The organism is Streptomyces sp., assembly GCF_035645055.1.
Lineage (GTDB): Bacteria > Actinomycetota > Actinomycetes > Streptomycetales > Streptomycetaceae > Streptomyces.
The window spans coordinates 204,909-223,377 of record NZ_DASQNH010000001.1 but is presented as its reverse complement, the minus strand read 5'-3'; the positions used below and the strand labels follow the sequence as shown (position 1 = coordinate 223,377).

Below are 18,469 nucleotides of genomic sequence, written 5' to 3'. Positions count from 1 at the left end.
GGTCCCACAGCCGGACCGTGTCGTCGTCACCGCCGCCCGCGAGGGTCTTCCCGTCGGGGCTGAAGGCCAGCACGTTGACCGGGCCCCGGTGGTCGGTGAGCGGCGCGCCGAGCCCGGTGGCGCGGCGCGGGTCGGTCACGTTCCACAGCCGTACGGTGCCGTCCGCGCTGCCGCTCGCCAGGGTGTGGCCGTCGGGGCCGAAGGCGAGCGCGTTGACGTAACCCCTGTGGCCGGTGAGCGGCGTGCCGAGCGGGACCGGCCGGGACGGGTCGGCGACGTTCCACAGCTGGATCGTGCGGTCGTCGTAGGCGGTTGCCAGGGTGCGCCCGTCCGGGGCGAAGGCCAGCGCGTCGGGGCCCATGAAGCGGGTGCGCAGCGGGATCGGCGGCCCGGCCAGGACCGGGTGGGAGGGGTCGGTGACGTCCCACAGGTACACCGACCGCTTCGCCGTCAGCACGGCGAGCAGCCGGCCGTCGGGGGAGAACGCCGGCGAGCGGTCGCCGCCGTCCCCGGGCATGAACGACCGGCCCAGCCGCACCGGCCGCTCCGGCCGCCGTACGTCCCACAGCCGCACCTTCCCGTCGCGCGCGGCGGTGGCCAGCACCCGCCCGTCCGGGCGGAACGCCCCGCTGCGGCCGATCATGTCCGACGTCGGCACCGACCACAGCCGCACCTTGCTGTCCCCGCTGCCGGTGGCCAGGGTGCGCCCGTCGGGGCTGAACCCCAGCGCGTACATCTCCCCGCTGCTGCCCGCCAGCGGCTCGCCGACCTGCGAGGGGTACGCCGGGTCGCTGACGTTCCACAGGCTGGCCGTGCTGTCCGCGCTGGCGGCGGCGAGCGTGCGCCCGCCGGGTGCGAACGCCACCGACCAGACGGGCCCGGTGTGCGCGGTGAGCGGGGGACCGAGCCGGGCGGCCCGGCCGGGATCGGCCACGTCCCACAGCCGGATGGTGTCGTCCGCGCCGCCGCTGGCGAGGGTGCGCCCGTCGGGACTGAACGCCACCGAGTGGACGGTGTCCGTGTGCCCGGCGAGTTTCCCCAGTTCCCGGGCCCGGCCCGGCTCGGCCGTGCTCCACAGGCGGATCGTGTGGTCGTCGCCCCCGGCCGCCAGGGTCCGCCCGTCCGGTGCGAACGCCACCGACCGTACGGCGGCCCCGTGCCCGGTCAGCCTGCCGAGCGCCGTCGCCCGCCCGGGCTCCCGTACGTCCCACAGGCCCACGGTGCGGTCCTCGCTGGCGGAGGCGAGCGTACGCCCGTCCGGGCCGAACGCCACCAGATACACCGTGCCCTGATGTCCGGTCAGCGACCCGAGGGCCTTCGGGCGCCCCCGGTCCGTCACGTCCCACAGCCGGATCACCCCGTCGTCGCCCGCGCTGGCCAGGGTGCGGCCGTCCGGGCTGAACACCGCGCTGCTCACCCAGCTGGTGTGACCGGCCAGCGGCGCGCCGAGCGGCTTGGGACGGGTCGGGTCGGACACGTCCCACAGGCGGACGGTGCGGTCGTAGCTCGCGGTCGCCAGGGTACGGCCGTCCGGGCTGAACGAGGTCAGGTAGACCGCGCCGGTGTGGCCGAGCAGCGGGGTGGCCAGCGGCGCGTTCACGATCGAGACCAGCCGGTTGTTCGTCCCCGCGTCGTCCGGGCGCAGCCGGTGCGCCACCAGGTCCAGCTGGGCGGAGAGCGACGGGTCCGTGTACTGCACCCGGTCCGCCTCGGCGACCACCTGCGCGAACACCGCGTCGTCCCGCTGCTTCCAGGCCACCACCGCCGCCCCGACCGCCACCAGCGTCAGCACCACCAGCGCCGCGACCGCGCCCCGGCTGATCCAGGCGGTACGGCGGCGCAGCCGCACCGAGGCCGCCAGGAACTCCACCGCGCCACGGGTCAGGAAGGTGTCCCCGGCCGACTTCGCCCAGCTCTCCGCCTGCTCCAGCCGCGACCCCCGGTACAGCAGCGCCGTATCGCGCTGCGAGGCCTCCCAGGCCCGGCCGTCCTCCTCCAGCCGCTGGCGCAGCAGATTGCCGCCCCGGTCCTCGTCGATCCAGTCGCGCAGCCGGGGCCAGGCGTGCAGCAGCGCCTCATGGGTGATCTCCACGGTCTCCGCGTCGAGCGTCACCAGCCGGGCGCGCACCAGCGCCTCCAGCGACTCCTCCGTCTTGCCCGGGTCGGTCGACTCCTCCGCCAGCTGGCGCCGGGTGCCGCGCCGCCGGGTCGCGGCGGTGTCCTCGCCGACCCGCACCAGCCGGAGCAGCAGCAGCCGGGCCGCCGTGCGCGCCGCCGGGTCCAGTCCCGACCAGGCCCGCTCGGCGGTCGCCGCCACGGCGCCCTGGATGCCGCCCGCCGCCCGGTACCCGGCCAGCGTCAGCCGGCCCGCCTTGCGGCGCTGCCAGGTGGCGAGCAGGGCGTGCGAGAGCAGCGGCAGCACGCCCGCGTCGTGCGCGCCGCGCGGCCCGTCCGCGCCGACCTCCCGCACGATCAGCTCCGCGAGGCCCGGCTCCAGCTCCAGACCGACCGCCTTCGCCGGCCCGGTCACCGCCTCCCGCAGCTCGGCGGTGGTCAGCGGCCCGAGCACCATGTGCCGGTGCTGGAGCGCGTCGGCCAGCTCCGGGTGGCGCAGGCACTGCTCGTAGAAGTCGGCCCGTATGCCGAGGACGATCAGCACGGGCGCCGGCTCACCGGGAGCGCCGGGCGAGCAGGCGGCGTGCAGCACCCGGACGAATGTCCGCCGGTCCGCCTCCTCGGCGCAGAGCGTGAACGCCTCCTCGAACTGGTCCACGATCACGACCGGCCGGGGGCCGGGGCCCGCCCAGTCGGCGAAGGCTCTCCGGACTGCTCGGGCGAACTCGGGGGTGTGGGGGTCGGGGGGCCCGGGTTCGGGGATCCGGGCTGCGGGAGTCCTGGCTTCGGGGATCTTGGTTCCGGGGATCTTGGTTCCGGGGGTGCGGGGCCCGCTGGAGGTGGCCGCGGCGGAGTCGGCCGTTCCGGAGTCGGCCGTTCCGGAGTCAGCCGTTCCGGCCACCGCGTTCGCCGTCGCGTCCTCGTCCGCGTCCTCGTCCGCGTCCGCGTCCGCGTCCGATTCCCCATCCGGGCCCGGAGGCTTGCGCACCACCGCGGCGAGTCCCGGAACCCGGCGGCACAGCTCGCCGAGCGGATCGGCGCCGGGCACCAGCTGGAGCACGCGCCGGGCCTCGGCGTACCGAAGGGCGGGCATCAGACCGGCGTTCAGCAGCGAGGACTTCCCGGCGCCCGAGGCGCCCACGAGCATCACGAGACCGCCGGTCCCGCTCTCCTCCACCGTGCACAACTGGCCGATGAGCGCCTCGGTGCTGCGTTCCCGGCCGAAGAACCAGCGGGCGTCCTCCTGCCGGTAGGCGGCGAGGCCCCGGTAGGGACAGACCCCGGCGGGGAGGGGCTGCTCGGCTTCCTCCGCCTTCGGGGCGTCTTCGGGCCGGTCGGTGACCGGTACGGCCACCGCCCGCTCCCACAGCCGCTGCCAGTCGGCCATGTCGTACAGGCCGGGGCTCACCGGCATGGCCCGGATCCGGCGGGCCTGCGGGATCAGCACGAGCAGTACGGCCGCGAGCGCGGCGAACTGCGCGGGTACGTTCCTCGCCCGCCGCCAGTCGCTGATCCGCTGCGCGGAGACCCGTACGGGACGCCCCCGCTCGTCGATCCGCTCCAGCCGGGCGACCGCCTCGGACACCCGCTTCAGGGGCGGATTGCCGGCCTCCTTGTACAGCAGCGCGAGCCGTTCAGCGAAGGCTGTGCGTGCCCCTGAGTCGCAACCCAAGGCCTCCACCCCTTACTTCCGCGGCACTGGACATCCGGTCCGGAAAACTCACTCTATATATCTGACCTGCGGCTTAGTCCTGTTCCGGACGTTGCGACCTCCTCCTCCTCAGCTGTGAATGGCAGGATCACGACCGGATCCGGAGCGGTAGCCACTCGGCCACTCAGCGCTAGCTCGACACCCGAACGTGCGGTACCGGTCCCCGCGAGGGGAGGGACCGGTGCCGGACGAACGATTGAAGTTCGTACCGCGAACCAATATGGTTCGCGGTACGAACCTATTGGCGTTCCCGGGGGAGTGGATCGATGTCCGAACGCAAGCCTGAGTCCTCTGAATCTCCGGTGGTTTCCGGAACCGCCTCCGGGCCGGTTTCCCCACAGGGGGCCGTCTCCAACCCACCGGTCGTCTTCGGTTTCGGCGCGCACAGTGCGATCGACGACGCGCCGGAGCTGCTGCGCATGGTCCAGCAGGCCGACCGGGACGGCCTCGACCACTTCTCCCTCTCGGACCACCCCTACCTCGGCGCCCGGCTCGACGCGTACGCCGCCCTCGGCTTCCTCCTCGGCCGCACCCGGCACATCGCGGGATTCGCCAACGTCACCAACCTGCCGAGCCGACCCGCCCCCGTGCTCGCGCGCACGGTCACCTCGCTGTCGGCGCTCACCGGGGGCCGGGTGATCCTGGGCATGGGCGCGGGCGGGCTGTGGGACCGGATCGCCGACCTGGGCGTGCCACGGCTGACACCGGCCGAGGCGGTGGACGCCTTCGAGGAGGCGATCGTGCTGATCAAGCTGCTGTCCGGCGGCGGCGAACCGGTCACCTTCCACGGCCGCCACTACCGGGTGAACGGCATCGAACCGGCCCCCGTGCCCGCGCCGCCGGTGTGGACCGGGTCGGTCGGCCCGAAGTCCCTGGCGGCCACCGGCAGGGTGGCCGACGGCTGGATCCCCGGCCACGCGGCGGACTGGCTCAGCGAGCGCTACCGGACCTCCCGCCCGATCGTCGACGAGGCCGCCGCCGCGGTGGACCGCGACCCGCGCGCCGTCCGTACGATCTTCAACTTCCCGGGTCGTATCACCGACCGCCCGGTGCCCGCCCCACGCGACCGCGACGGCCGCTGGCTGGGCGGCTCGGTCGGCCAGTGGACCGAGGAGCTCACCGACGCGGTCCTTCACCATGGCGCCTCCGGCTTCACCCTCTTCGCCCCCGACCACGGCGCACCCGACCCCACCGCCCTCGCCCGCTGGGCCCAGGAGATCGCCCCGGCGGTACGGGAGGCGGCGGCGAAGGAACGGGTGTGACGGGCCGGGAGTGTGGTCCTACAGCCCCTCGGCCAGGGTGTGCGCGACGAGCGCGTTGGCGTGGCCGTGCCCCAGACCGTGCTCGGTCTTCAGCATGCCGACCAGCTCCATGTGCCGCGTCAGCCCCGACGAGCGGATGACCTCCTTCCACTCGGCGATCGGACGGCCGTACTTCTTCTCGATGGAGGGGAAGTAACCGGCGGGGCCCTTCGCTGCGGCTGCGGTCATGATGATGCTCCCGTCTGTGCGCGGTGCGGAGTCGCCACTGTCTTGTCGGCGTTCATGACCGTCCGCCGGGACCGGAGTCATCGCCGCCGGGGTGTGCTCCGCGTCACACCCCGGCGGGCTCATTCCTCGCTCAGGAACCGACGTACGCCGCCAGATGCTCAGCCGTGAGGGTGGAGCGGCCCGCGACCAGGTCCGCGGGGGTGCCCTCGAAGACGATCCGGCCGCCGTCGTGACCGGCGCCGGGGCCGAGGTCGATGATCCAGTCGGCGTGCGCCATCACCGCCTGGTGGTGCTCGATCACGATGACCGACTTGCCGGAGCCGACGAGCCGGTCCAGCAGACCGAGCAGCTGCTCGACATCGGCGAGGTGCAGACCCGTGGTCGGCTCGTCGAGGACGTAGATCCCGCCCTTCTCGGCCATGTGCGTGGCCAGCTTCAGCCGCTGCCGCTCGCCGCCGGACAGCGTGGTGAGCGGCTGGCCCAGGGTGAGATAGCCGAGCCCGACGTCGGCGAGACGGGTCAGGATCTTGTGGGCGGCCGGCGTCCGCGCCTCACCGGCGCCGAAGAACTCCTCCGCCTCGGCCACCGGCATCGCCAGCACCTCGCTGATGTCCCGCCCGCCGAGCCGGTACTCCAGCACCGACGCCTCGAACCGCCGCCCCTCGCAGTCCTCGCAGGTGGTGGCGACCCCGGCCATCATCGCCAGGTCGGTGTAGATGACCCCGGCGCCGTTGCAGGCGGGGCAGGCGCCCTCGGAGTTCGCGCTGAACAGGGCGGGCTTCACGCCGTTGGCCTTGGCGAACGCCTTGCGGATCGGGTCCAGCAGACCGGTGTACGTCGCCGGATTGCTGCGCCGCGACCCCCGGATGGGCGCCTGGTCGACCGAGACGACGCCCGCGTCGGCCGGGATCGACCCGTGCAGCAGCGAACTCTTGCCGGACCCGGCGACACCGGTCACCGCGACCAGCACCCCGAGCGGAACGTCGACGTCGACCCCGCGCAGATTGTTCGCCGTCGCGCCGCGGATCTCCAGCGTGCCGGTCGGCTTGCGCACCGACTCCTTCAGGGACGCCCGGTCGTCCAGATGCCGGCCGGTCACGGTGTCGCTCGCCCGCAGCCCGTCCACGGTGCCCTCGAAGCAGACGGTGCCGCCCGCCGTACCGGCGCCCGGTCCGAGATCGACGACATGGTCGGCGATCGCGATGACCTCCGGCTTGTGCTCGACCACGAGCACCGTGTTGCCCTTGTCGCGCAGCCGCAGCAGCAGCTCGTTCATCCGCTGGATGTCGTGCGGGTGCAGACCGCTGGTCGGCTCGTCGAAGACGTACGTGACATCGGTGAGCGAGGACCCGAGATGCCGGATCATCTTCACGCGCTGCGCCTCACCGCCCGACAGCGTGCCCGCGGGCCGCTCCAGCGACAGATAGCCGAGCCCGATCTCCACGAACGAGTCGAGGGTGTTCTGCAGCGCGGTGAGCAACGGCGCCACGGACGGCTCGTCGAGCCCGCGTACCCAGTCGGCCAGGTCCCGGATCTCCATCGCACAGGCGTCGGCGATGCTGATCCCCTTGATCTTCGACGACCGGGCCCCCTCGCTCAGCCGCGTCCCGTCGCACTCCGGGCAGGTGGTGAAGGTGACCGCCCGCTCCACGAAGGCCCGGATGTGCGGCTGCATCGCCTCCTTGTCCTTGGCCAGGAACGACTTCTGGATCTTCGGGATCAGCCCCTCGTAGGTGAGGTTGATGCCCTCGACCTTGATCTTCGTCGGCTCCTTGTGCAGCAGATCGCGCAGTTCCCGCTCGGTGAAGTCGCGGATCGGCTTGTCGGGGTCGAAGAACCCGCAGCCACTGTAGATCCGCCCGTACCAGCCGTCCACGCTGTAACCGGGGATCGTCAGCGCGCCCTCGCTCAGCGACTTGCTGTCGTCGTACAGCTGCGAGAGGTCGAAGTCGGTGACGGACCCCCGCCCCTCACAGCGCGGGCACATCCCGCCGGTGCGCTCGAACGTCGCCTTCTCCGCCTTCGTCTTCGCCCCGCGCTGCACGGTGATGGCACCGCTCGCCCGCACCGAGGCCGTGTTGAAGGAGTAGGCGCTGGGCGGCCCGATGTGCGGGTCGCCGAGCCGGCTGAACAGGATCCGCAGCATCGCGTTGGCGTCGGTGGCGGTGCCGACCGTCGACCGCGGATCGGCGCCCATCCTCGACTGATCCACGCTGATCACCGTGGTCAGGCCGTCCAGCACATCGACCTCGGGCCGCGCCAGGGTTGGCATGAATCCCTGCACGAAGGCGCTGTACGTCTCGTTGATCAGCCGCTGCGACTCCGCGGCGACCGTGTCGAACACCAGCGAGCTCTTGCCCGACCCGGAGACACCGGTGAACACCGTGAGCCGCCGCTTCGGTATCTCGACACTCACGTCTTTCAGATTGTTCTCCCGGGCCCCGTGCACCCGGATCAGATCATGACTGTCCGCGACGTGCGGAACGGACGGCGACTGCGGTGCGGCGCTGGCGGGCTCGCGGCTCATCGGATCTCCAAGTCGGGGCGGCAGCTGGCATTATGGGGCGACGCGGGCGGACTCACCCACTCCGCCGCTGCGCGAACCGCAGCATGTTGCCCGCGGGATCGCGGAAGGCGCAGTCCCGCACCCCGTACGGCTGGTCGACCGGCTCCTGCAGGACCTCGGCCCCCGACGCCCGGATGCGCTCGAAGGTCGCGTCGCAGTCCTCGGTCGAGAAGATCACCCCGCGCAGCAGGCCCTTGGCCAGCAGCTCCGCCATGGCCTGCCGGTCCGCGTCGGAGGCGTTCGGATCGGCGACCGGCGGCTCCAGCACGATCTCCACCCCGGGCTGCTCCGGCGACCCGACGGTCACCCACCGCATCCCCTCGAACGACACGTCGTGACGCACCTCGAGGCCGAGCGCGTCACGGTAGAACCCGAGCGCCTTCTCATGATCATCCACGGCGATGAAGCACTGCGACAGCTTGATGTCCATGCCGGACACGCTACGACCGGGCGTCGCCCTTCGCTTCTCCGTTCCTGACCGGTCGCGTGAAGACCTTGGCGACACAGGCCGGAATGTCCGCGCCCTCCTCATGACCGCGCGCCCGGTAGGCACTCGGGCTCTCGCCCACCAGCTCGGTGAACCGTGAACTGAACGATCCCAGCGAGGTACATCCCACCGCGAAGCAGACCTCGGTCACCGACAGATCCCCGCGCCGCAGCAACGCCTTGGCCCGCTCGATCCGGCGCGTCATGAGATAGCTGTACGGCGTCTCCCCGAACGCGGCCCGAAAACTCCGCGAGAAGTGCCCCGCCGACATGTGCGCCGCCCGCGCCAACGCCGGCACGTCCAGCGGCTCCGCGTAATCGCGGTCCATCCGGTCCCGCGCCCGACGCAGCAACACCAGATCCGAAAGCGACGTCATCGCACCAGCATGGCAGGCCCGGAACACCGCCCGCTCAGGGACTGATGCTGTCCAGAAAATTCCCCACGGCCTCGAGCACCCGGTTCTTCCGCCGATGCGCCTTGCTGCAATACCGCCGCGTCCGCCACCGCCGCGCCTGCATCACCGGCACCCCACACCACTGACACGGCACCGTCCGCCGAGATCCCCCGCTCATACGGCCCACGGTAGCGGCATCCCACGCCGATGGGCCCCCGGGCACACACGACAGAGGGCCAACCGCGATCAAGCGGTTGGCCCTCTGACCGGCGTCGGGGTAGCGGGATGCCAACCCACGACCGCGACCTGCTTCAATACCGCCGCGTCCGCCGCCGGGTCACGCTGCACTCATCTGTGAGACGTGCCCTTGCGCGTCCTCGAACGCGGCGGCGGCCTGGTCCTCCCCGAAGTCCGGGGCCTGGAAAGGATTCGTCGTCGGAGCCGGCGATGCTGCGGCGGCAGTGCAGCGAGGGGCTCCTTCCGGAGCCGAGAACAGCGAGGTCAGATGGATGAGAGGTCTCCCTTTTCGCTACGCATCCCTCAAGGGACTTGGCGTTCCTTGACTGGACACGGGGAACTACAGCTTGGTCATCTTGGCGTAGGGGCTCAGGATCCGCTCTTGTGTCGAGCCGAAATCCACGAGCGCCGCGATCCCGTCCTCGACGCCGATCACACGGCCGAGGCCGTACATGTCGTGCGTCACCTGGTCGCCCATCGCGAAGTGCTTGGGATCCGGCGTGACCCGGGCCTTGAAGGGGCTGGTAGGCAAATGACGCTTCAGTGCAGCAGGCTTTGTCATTGCCCCTAGTATGCGCCCGAAGGCAGCCCATTGGCTGCGGCCGTCGACGTCGGATTCGACACAGATCCGGACGGCGACGTCCGCTCCAGGGGAGGGATTGGGTCGTCGCGCCGGTGACCTGCGGCTTCGATACCCGATGAGAGACCGGACCGCAGACAGACACAGACGAAACAGGTGAGGCACCTACTGAGCTCAGTAGGTGCCTCACCTGGTACTACGGCGTCGGGGTGGCGGGATTTGAACCCACGACCTCTTCGTCCCGAATGAGGTTCGGTTGGCGAGCCTGCCAGCTTCGATGGCGTTTCCGCAGGTCAGATGGGTGGGCTCGGTAGGTGTGGCGTGGCCTGGAAGGGGCTCGGGGAGCGGGTCGGCTCCCAGATGGCTCCCAGCATCGGGACTGCGCGTGTCCCAAGGCGTTCCGTTCCTACGCCGGACCCGACAGGTCGTCCACCAGAAGGTCGAGGGTGGCCTCCTCGTGGAGCGCGACCCCAAGAGCGGTCATGGCAGGGGCGAGACCCGGGTCCCAGGTCGCGCTGACGGGGTGACCGTCGAGCGGCAGCTGAGGGATCCCCTCGGCCTGGCTTCGAGCGGCCAGGTGCTCGTAGTCCTCGGCGCCCATGCGCCATGGCCGGGCTCCGTAGCGGCGGATGATCCGGTTCGCCAGAGCGATGCCCGGCCAGTCGAAATCGCCGTGGTACGCGAAATGGCAGCCGGTGGTGGCGAGGGCATCGAGGAGCGTCAGGACCACCGTGGCGGCGCTGCCGGAGGTGCACACCAGGGCGTGGACACCGGCAGCGTCCGCCGCAGCCTCCACCACGCGTGGATTCTCACAGATGTGGATCACTGTTCCGGCAGGCAGGCGCAGCTGCAGGTCGTGCAGGTCCCGGGACGTGAGGTGGGCTTCGGCGTGATGATCGGCCCGCTCCCGCAGGGCCTGCTCCCGCCAGCCCCCGCCGACGGGCCGCAGCCCGTAGGTCAGCACTGTGCTGGAGACCTCGTCCGGTGTGACGGACACCAGACGCCACAGTGCGCGTCGGCCGGCCGCGTCGCCGGGAAACTCGGTGTCGTGGGCGAGGGCGATGCCGCGTTGGACGAGGCGCGCGAGCCAGGTGCCGTCGTCCAGACCGTGCGCGGACCCGGTCGCCAGGGCGGCGAGTTCTCCTCGGCCTCGGGTGCCACCCCCTTCCGTGCCGAGCAGGAGGGCGAGGATCTGGACAGCCTGCCGAAGCGTTCGTATCGCCGTTTCAGGTGTCAATCCTCTTGGGACGCCGGTACGGCGGAGCAGCTCGTACCACTGCCCGGTCCACTCCTGGCCGGCGAGCGGAGAGGCGTCCAGCGCCGAGGCGAGCGACGACCAGATGTGCTCGCGCTGTGCCGCGACGCCCGCGCGGACGGCACGGCGGTCGGTGAGCGGTTGGCCGAGTTCCTCCATAACGTCCCTGAGCCCGAGTCCGGCCGCCGAGGCGCGCAGCCGCGTGTCGAGCGCGTCAAGGCGCACCGTTACGGCAGCGCCCGTGACGGGTTTGCCCAGCAGGAGCGACAGGTCGTTGCGTTCCTGGGTGCTCACCGAGGTCAGCCGGAGGGAACCGGTGGCCTGCACGCCGTTGCTTTCCAGGCGCTTGCGTACCGCTTCCCAGAGCCTGATTAGCCCGGGACCGGCGAGCCAGTCCCGTGTCGCCGCGGGCAGCTTGCTCATACGGACACCAGCCGCCGCTGCCGGCCGTTCCAGGTGTAGTGCAGGGTGGCCACCCCGCGCACATGGGGATCGCGGAGGCACTCGTAGATGTGCAGGGACGGCACCTCCGGCCAGTTGCCCATGAGCCGTTCGCTGGTGAGGACGAAGTCGAGGTCGAGGTCCACGAGGATGCGTCCCAGCCGCCCGTGGGTGGGTTCGTCGACCTTGGCGAAGGCGTCGTCGAGCAGGATCAGCCGCGGGGCGTGGGGTGCCGACTCGGCGAGGCTGGTGAAGTGGGCGGCGGCTGCGGCGAAGAGCACGAGGTAGGAGAGCACTCGCTGCTCGCCCTGGCTGAGCCCGGTGCGGCCGGTCAGTTTCCGCCGCCGTCCCGGAGCGGCGTCCTCGACCACGAAGGTGTGGAAGCGGAACCAGTCACGGTAGTCGAGCGCGGTCCGCAGATGGGCGGCGTAACCGGCCGAGGGATCGGCCCGACGCGCATCCTCGATCCGGCGTTGCAGCACCTCGCGGAGCTGCTCGGTCTGCTCACGCGTGCGCAGGCTCGACGGACTGCGCAGCAGCTCCACGGCCGCCCTCACGTCCGCGTCGACGTCCTCGTCCAGCTTCCACAACAGCTCCACGCCGAGACCGTGGGAGGTGCGTACGGTCCGCAGCGTGTCGTTGAGAGCCGCCACCAGGTTCGCCGCGGTGATGACCTGGGCCGAGAGGTGGTCGCCTAGCTCGCCGGTCAGGAACCGCTGGAAGACCTCGCGTTCGCGCTCGGTGAGCCGTCCCCGGGCCTCTGCCGCCTGGACGGCGATCCGCTCGCCCACGGCCGCGACGTCGTGGGAGCCGTGGTCGTCGATCAGACGGCACACCTTGATCCCGTCGCGTTCCTCCAGTTGCGCGTCGTATCCGCCTGCCAGCTGGTCGCGCAGTTCGGTGTGCCGGTTGAGCAGGGTGCTGTCCGACACCTCGCCTTTCAGGCGGCCGAGGGACTGCTGTGTCGCGTCGGCCAGTCCCTGGAGCGCGCGCAGACGGCTGCGGACGTCCGAGCCGGGATCGTCCACCATGTCCTCGGGCAGTGCGGACCGTTCCAGCCCGGCGCCGCGCACCACCTCCGGTCGGCCGAGTGCGCCGCGAAGGGCGCCGCCGGTCGCGATGACCGCCGTCTCCTGGGCGGCCAGGTTCTCGCGCAGGCGCTTCTCTTCTTCTTCCGCGCGCACGCGCCGGTCGTGCAGATCGTTCCGAATACGTTGTGCTGCCGGGACGGCCTCGGCGGCGTGCGCGATGCGCTGTCTGGCTTCCTGCTCGCGGGTGAGGATCTCTTCTTCGGTCGCCCCGATGGCTTCCTCGCGGGTGCGCAGGTCCTGTTGCGCGGTACGCAGCCCGGTCAGGCGGAGCCGGTAGTTCTCCTCCGCGCCCAGGCGGTCTTTCCGGGCGCGCTCGTACCGTTCGGCATCGGTGTGATGGGCGCCGAGCCGCTCGCCCGTGCTGCCGATCGCCCGGCGAAGATGCCCCATGCCGGTGAGAAGGGCAGCCGACGCCGTGCGTACGCGTTCCAGCTCGACGGGGTCGCTGGGCAGGTCATGGGCGGTGGCGGTGGCGTCCGCCTCGGCGCGTGCGGCTACGGCGAGGGCACGGGCTTCCTCGGCCAGCCGTGCCGCTCGGGTGGCCTTGGCGGTCAGGTCACGCAGCGTCCTCTCGTCCGACTCGGCCCTGCTCCAGGCGTCGGCGAGAGAGCGTGCCCGGGGGAAGTCCTGCTCCGCGAGCCTGAGGGCCCGGCGTCGGGCGTCGGCCGCGGCGAGTGCGTGACGGGCGTCGGCCAGCCGCTGCTCCGTTTGTGTGAGCCGCTCCTCCAGCTCGGCCAGGATGCGCCGCCGGGTCTCGGCGCGTACGGCGGCTCCCACGTACTCGGCGTCACTCTTGTGGTGCCTCCCGCTGAGGATGCCCAGACGCCAGCTTCCGTCGTAGTACACCGCGTCATGAGCGGTCGTTTCCTCGGCCGGTGCGAGCGCGATGGCGGTCAGCAGGTGTTCCACCTGCTCGAACGTGACCCCGCACCCCGGTTGCGGTGCTGGGCGCAGGGCCGAGGCGAGGGTCGGTCTGTCCGGCACCGCGGGGCCGGGACGCAGCAGAGTGTCACGAGTGCCGGGATCGACGAGGGCGCCGTCCGCGCCGACCCACGCGTCCAGGATTCCGCTGGCTTCCAGCGCTGCTTCCAGACCGGCCCGATGCGCGGGGCTCAGATCATCCGTGAAGTCCACCAGCCGGTAGAAGGGTGCCCCGGTGCCCGGTGTCCTTTCGGCGACGCGATGGTAGGGGACCGGCGGCTCGGGATCGGTACGTCGCTCCCAGTCACGCTTCTGACTCGACAGGCGACCGAGTTCCTCGTCGAGCCGGCCGACGGTGAGTGCGAGGGCGTCGCGGCGCCCGGCGAGTTCCTCGCCGTACGGCTCCAGTGCGGCATGGGCGGCCTGCCACGCCTGGCCGTCGATGTCAGGCGGGAGCGTGCGGTCCGCGAACGGGGCATCGGCGGAGCTCTCGCAGGCGACCACTGCGTGGACGGCGTCCAGCGGCGGGCAGTCGGACCCGACGGCGGCCCGCGTGCGTGCTGCCCACTCGGCGACCCGGCGGCCGTAGGCACCGCTCTCCTCGGCGACCTTCTCGCGGTCGGCGTCGAGGCGGCCGGCGGCCTCTTCCGCCTCGCCTTCCAGTCGTTCCCGCTCAGTGTCGGCCTGCACCGCACGGCTCCGGGCCTCCTCGGCCCGCGCGGTGAGACGCGTCACCTCCTGGACCATCCGGGCCCGGTTCTTCACGACCGTCTCGGCATCCTGCAACTGTCCCTGCCAGGACCGCAGTCCGTCCTGCACCGCGGCCGTGTCCACGCGGACGACCGATGCCTGCTGCACAGTGTGCGTCTCCCCGTCCGGGGCGGTCAGCTCCGTCTCGACGGCCTGGGAGCGGACCGTGCGGAGCAGAGCGACTGTCTCGCCGAGATGGCCGGTCGGAAGCCCGGCCTTCTCCGCCTGCGTCAGCAGTTCCCGGTGTTCGGTGCCCAGTTCGGCGAGCCGGCTCCCGAGGTGTTCGACACCGTCGGCCAGCCGCTCGGCCGCGCCCTCCTCCGCGCCGTGTGCGTTGCTGAGGGCGGTGAAGGCGGCCACGGCGGCTGTGTGCAGCGCCTCGACCGTGCTGCGGCGTTCCGACAGTTCGCGCAGGCTGCGGTAGGCGTGGCCGGCGTGCAGGGCGGCGAGGTCGGTCCGGGCGGCTTCTTCCTCTTCGCGCAGGGTTTCCAGCCGGGCTTCCGACTCCTCCTCCTGCGCCTTCAGCTCGTTGGTCCGCTGTGCGGCGTCTCCGGCCGCCCGGCGTCGCTGGGCGAGCACCTCCAGCTCCCGGCTCACTGCCTGCGCGGAGGTGCGCAGGACTCCGGACAGGTAGCCGCGGTAACTGGTGAGGAAGGTGCGCAGCGCCGTATCGGTGCGCTCCAGGCGGCCGAGCTCGTCGCGTACGGCGTCGAGGTCGTGGAGGTTGCGCGCGACCTTCTCGACCACGTCCTCGTCGAGTCCCGGCAGGGTCTCGCTCAGCAGGGAGGCGAGTCCACCGTGCTCGATGCGGTCCCCGACGGTGGGCCGCCGCAGCCGGTGGAGGAGCTGGGTGAGGTTGCGGTAGCGGGTCGCGTCGGTGATGCCGAACAGCTCCCGGGCCACCCGCGAGCGGTGGACGACCGCGCGGTCGGTGACGTTGTCGGAGCCGACGATCTCCTTGAGCCGGTCGACCGGCAGGGGCCTTCCGCTCTCGACCAGGTGCAGGTCCTCACCGACGCGCAGCGGCGTGACGAAGAACGTCGGCAGCGCCTTTTGCGTCGACTTCGAGGCGCGGATGGCGGCGCCGAGGGTGAGGTGGCGGTGGTCGGCGCCGTCGGTCGTGCCCCGGAACTCCACCCACAGGTAGCCGAGACGGTTGGTCTGCTCGAACCCGCCCAGCATCAGCCAGGCGAGGGTGGTCCGGCCGGTGCCCGTCGCGTCCAGCGCCCGTGAGTCGCCGTCCAGCAGATACGGGAGCAGCATTTCCAGGGCCTTGGACTTGCCCGCGCCGTTCTTGCCGCGCAGCAGCAGCCGTCCCTCGCCGAAGGCGAACTCCTGCTCGTCGTACTGCCATACGTTCTGGATACCCGCCCGGTGCAGCCGAAAGCGGGTGCCGGCGGTCGTGGCGGGGCCGGAACGCGGCAGCGGGACGAGGCCACGCGCATCGGTGGTCACAGCGGCAACTCCTCCTGAACGTCGTTGATCCTGCCGACTTCGGTGGCCGGGCGCACAGTCACGTGGGTGGCGTAACGAGCCGCCGCGGCCAGCAGCACCCAGCCGTCACCGCCCGGACGAGTCCCGCGGACATCGGTCACGATGCGCCCCTCCGGCGCCTCTTCGGCGTATCCCTCCGGCAGTCCGTCCCCCTCGGCTCGCAGCCGCCGGGTCCGGGCCGTCAACCGCATGCGGGCCAGAAGGTCCAGCACGGCCTCGCGCAGGGCGGGGATGTCCTCCAGGTAGCCACGTTGCCAGTTGCTGCGCTGGCCGTACTCGGCGACCAGTCCGGTCAGCAGTTCGTCCACCAGGCCGTCCGGGACGGCTACGCCGATGACGAGCGTCCCTCCGGTCGCCGGGTGTCCGGGCTCCTGCGGCCGAAGCCGCTCCACGAGCCGTTCCACCAGCAACAGCGCGGCCTGCGCGACCGTCCCCGTGCCCGGCAGGTGCAGATCCGTCAGTTCGTCCTCGGGGTCCACCAGCGCCACTCCCTCGGCGCGGATCTCCATCTCCAGGCCCAGTAGTTCGGAGAACGCCTGCGCTTCGCGGCGCTGCCGGGTGCGCAGCCAGTCGCGTTCGGCGTCGGTCAGCTCGTCGAGGTGGACGACGGGTGTCTCGACGAGCATCCGGCGCACATAGGTGCGAGGTCCGCCGAATCCCGGGTCCGCTGCGCGCCGGACCAGGTCGGCGCCGTCACGGGCCTGGGCGAGAGGGCCGGCGACGACGGCGCGGGCCAGCTCGCGGTCCACTGTGATCAGGGCCTCGCCACCCGCATCCTGCGCGAGAGCGGCCACATGGCCCTCCGTCTCGATGAGGACGCCCCACTCGACCAGCAGGCGCAGAGCCGCTACCAGGGTCCGTTTCCCCGCCGCTCTGCCTGTCTCCTCCAGCTCGATCTCCGCGTCGGCCGCGGCGGCCCTGATGTCGGCCACCAGCTGTGACAGCAGGAGTTGTTCGGGTGAGGTCACCAGCACGGACAGGGCCAGTGCGAGGCAGGCGTACGTGTGCGGGGTGAACGGGGTGCCGGTGGCGCGCTCCAGCCGGTGACCCGCGCCTGCTCCCAGCCCCGCCTTGAACAGCCGGGCGTAGGAGCTGTCGACCAGCAGGCGGTAGCCGAGCACCTGCTGGAACCGCTTGCCCAGCCAGTCGGCATGCCTGCGGATCAGGGGGAAGAGGTCGGCGTGCGGGCCGTCCGAGGTGACCAGCGGATGGGCGAGCAGCAGCCGGGCGGCGCTGCGGCGCTCGGCGGCCAGGGCGACGTCATGTGTCGAGGGGAGGGTCACGACACGCTCGCCTCCGCATCACCGTCGGTCATGTCGGAGGAGGTACGGCCGATGTCCAGCTCAAGGTCGTCCAGCAGCAGGTCGCCGTCGACCGAGTGCAGGACGCACCGGGCGCCCGCCGTGCGTCGCACGGTGAGCCGGATCCCCATCTCGGCGTCCTCGCTGTGCGCATGGTCGAGGCCGAATTCCGTCGCGCCCTCCCCGTCCGTGTCGGCGAGGCGCCGGAGCTGCGCGTTCCCGAGTGCGGTGGCCAGCAGCTCCAGGAGCAGCCCGAGCGCTGCCGAGGTGAGGCGTACCTCGGCGAACCGGCCCGAGGCGCTGCGCAGTTCGTCCGCCGCCGCTGCCCTGGCCGCGGCCCGCTCACGGGCGGCCTCCCACAGCCGCCGCTTCTGTGCGGAGTGGTCCTCCACCGCGGACGTCCGGCCCCGCTGGGCGCGGCTGCCCCTTTCCCGCAGGGCCACCGGCACCTCGACCACCGGGCCGGTCCACCAGCTCGTGTAGGCGGGCACCACCTCGTCGGCGGCCGGGGGTATGCCCAGATGGCGGGCGCCGTACAGCCCGAAGGCTGCGACGGCGATGTCGTGCGCGTCCTGCGGCGCCGCTTCCTCGAACCACCGGGCCAGCCGCAGGAGGTCCTTGCGCCGGGACATCTCCCCGGTGGCCGACCGCAGCATCCGCTTGGCGTTGGCGAGCAGCGACTGCAACGCGCGCAGGGTGGCGTCCCGCAGTTGATCGACCTGGCTGCCCTGCCCGTCGGTGTCGCTGAACCAGCCGCGCAAGCCCTCCCAGTCCGCGAGCTCGCGCCCGCGGCTGCGCAGCACCCGTGTCTCCATGCGGCCGTCACCCTGCGGCGACAGCCCGGTGAGGCCCTGAGCGTGGGCGTCCAGCCGGGCCAGCAGACCCGGGACGTGCGGCCACAGCGTGTCCAGTGCCGCCGAGATCCGGGGCGCGCGGAACGCCACGTCTTCAGTGATCGCCTCGACGTAGTCGAGGAGCAGCTCCTTGAACCCCTGGTACTCGGCGCTGTCCAGGTCGTACCGGGCGAGCACCTGGCCGAGGTAGGCGTAGAAGTCCCGGATGGAGTCCGCGAACTCGGTGAACTGCACGAACAGCGTGCTGACCCGTTCCAGCCCGTCCTGCGGTTCGATGCCGCCGGGCGCGGTCACGAGCTCGACCAGCTCCCTGAGCCCGCGCTCGACCAGGGCGAGCAGCTCGTTGCTCACCTCGCGGGCGGCGTCCGCCTCGGCCAGGACGCCATCGGCGTCACGCTGGATGCGTTCGCCCAGCTTCGACAGCTGGTAGCGGGCACGGGACCGCTGGTACTCGCTGATGCTGGACGCCTTCACCGTGTGGCTGCTGCGCAGCAGGTTGCCCCACTTCACCAGCTGTTCGAGCCGGACGGTGAGGGTGTCGGCGTCGAGCCCGGCGGCGGGGCCCCCGGTCTGGCGCAGCTTCGCCAGGACGTCCGGGACGGCCAGGTCCGCCAGCAGGGTCCCGCAGAAGACCCGCATGATCGCCAGGTGCTCCAGCCGCTCGGGGGCGCTGAGGTAGGTGTAGGCGTCCAGCCGGCGCCGCGCCTCGCTGTCGGCGTCCTGCGCGCCCTGAACCTGCGGTACGGCGTCCCGCGCTGCCCCGGATGCGGGTGGTTCCATGC

11 protein-coding genes are annotated in these 18,469 nt (G+C 71.9%); 1 reads left to right on the top strand and 10 read right to left on the bottom strand.

Annotated elements, in window-relative coordinates; all coding sequences use genetic code 11:
- The coding region (locus VE614_RS00940; RefSeq protein ID WP_324930273.1) for an AAA family ATPase at positions 1 to 3,796 on the bottom strand (3,796 nt) is incomplete at its 3' end.
- Between the two features lie 332 nt (positions 3,797 to 4,128).
- On the opposite strand from VE614_RS00940, the gene VE614_RS00935 reads away from it, so the two are divergent.
- Positions 4,129 to 5,088: an LLM class flavin-dependent oxidoreductase gene (locus VE614_RS00935; RefSeq protein WP_324930270.1), complete on the top strand. Its 960-nt coding sequence runs from the start codon at positions 4,129 to 4,131 to the stop codon at positions 5,086 to 5,088.
- A gap of 18 nt (positions 5,089 to 5,106) precedes the next feature.
- On the opposite strand, the gene VE614_RS00930 is transcribed toward VE614_RS00935, so the two are convergent.
- The 9 genes from VE614_RS00930 to VE614_RS00890 form a co-directional block, all read right to left on the bottom strand.
- Positions 5,107 to 5,316: a DUF4287 domain-containing protein gene (locus VE614_RS00930; RefSeq protein ID WP_324930267.1), complete on the bottom strand. Its 210-nt coding sequence runs from the start codon at positions 5,314 to 5,316 to the stop codon at positions 5,107 to 5,109.
- A 130-nt stretch (positions 5,317 to 5,446) separates the two neighbouring features.
- Positions 5,447 to 7,843: an excinuclease ABC subunit UvrA gene (locus VE614_RS00925; RefSeq protein ID WP_324930265.1), complete on the bottom strand. Its 2,397-nt coding sequence runs from the start codon at positions 7,841 to 7,843 to the stop codon at positions 5,447 to 5,449.
- Positions 7,844 to 7,895: 52 nt separating this feature from the next.
- Entirely contained in the window at positions 7,896 to 8,312 is a 417-nt protein-coding gene (locus VE614_RS00920) for a VOC family protein (RefSeq protein ID WP_324930262.1), read from the bottom strand.
- 10 nt (positions 8,313 to 8,322) lie between these two features.
- Positions 8,323 to 8,745 (bottom strand): helix-turn-helix transcriptional regulator, encoded by a 423-nt coding sequence (locus VE614_RS00915; RefSeq protein ID WP_324930259.1) that lies wholly within the window; start codon positions 8,743 to 8,745, stop codon positions 8,323 to 8,325.
- Between the two features lie 595 nt (positions 8,746 to 9,340).
- Positions 9,341 to 9,562 (bottom strand): hypothetical protein, encoded by a 222-nt coding sequence (locus tag VE614_RS00910; RefSeq protein ID WP_324930255.1) that lies wholly within the window; start codon positions 9,560 to 9,562, stop codon positions 9,341 to 9,343.
- 424 nt (positions 9,563 to 9,986) lie between these two features.
- Positions 9,987 to 11,258, bottom strand: a complete 1,272-nt coding sequence (locus VE614_RS00905) for a TIGR02679 family protein (protein WP_324930252.1) — start codon at positions 11,256 to 11,258, stop codon at positions 9,987 to 9,989.
- Positions 11,255 to 15,493 (bottom strand): TIGR02680 family protein, encoded by a 4,239-nt coding sequence (locus tag VE614_RS00900; RefSeq protein WP_324930249.1) that lies wholly within the window; start codon positions 15,491 to 15,493, stop codon positions 11,255 to 11,257. The genes VE614_RS00905 and VE614_RS00900 overlap by 4 nt, the downstream gene beginning before the upstream one ends.
- Positions 15,490 to 16,815: a TIGR02678 family protein gene (locus VE614_RS00895; RefSeq protein ID WP_324930246.1), complete on the bottom strand. Its 1,326-nt coding sequence runs from the start codon at positions 16,813 to 16,815 to the stop codon at positions 15,490 to 15,492. Before VE614_RS00895 ends, VE614_RS00900 begins: the two co-directional genes overlap by 4 nt.
- Entirely contained in the window at positions 16,812 to 18,467 is a 1,656-nt protein-coding gene (locus VE614_RS00890) for a TIGR02677 family protein (RefSeq protein ID WP_324930242.1), read from the bottom strand. Before VE614_RS00890 ends, VE614_RS00895 begins: the two co-directional genes overlap by 4 nt.
- Between the last annotated feature and the right edge of the window lie 2 nt (positions 18,468 to 18,469).

Excerpts from the sequence above, each read along its gene's own strand:
- VE614_RS00930 (WP_324930267.1), bottom strand. The coding sequence starts at position 5,316 with ATGACCGCAGCCGCAGCGAAGGGCCCCGCCGGTTACTTCCCCTCCATC.
- VE614_RS00925 (WP_324930265.1), bottom strand. The coding sequence starts at position 7,843 with ATGAGCCGCGAGCCCGCCAGCGCCGCACCGCAGTCGCCGTCCGTTCCG.
- VE614_RS00920 (WP_324930262.1), bottom strand. The coding sequence starts at position 8,312 with ATGGACATCAAGCTGTCGCAGTGCTTCATCGCCGTGGATGATCATGAG.
- VE614_RS00915 (WP_324930259.1), bottom strand. The coding sequence starts at position 8,745 with ATGACGTCGCTTTCGGATCTGGTGTTGCTGCGTCGGGCGCGGGACCGG.
- VE614_RS00910 (WP_324930255.1), bottom strand. The coding sequence starts at position 9,562 with ATGACAAAGCCTGCTGCACTGAAGCGTCATTTGCCTACCAGCCCCTTC.
- VE614_RS00905 (WP_324930252.1), bottom strand. The coding sequence starts at position 11,258 with ATGAGCAAGCTGCCCGCGGCGACACGGGACTGGCTCGCCGGTCCCGGG.
- VE614_RS00890 (WP_324930242.1), bottom strand. The coding sequence starts at position 18,467 with ATGGAACCACCCGCATCCGGGGCAGCGCGGGACGCCGTACCGCAGGTT.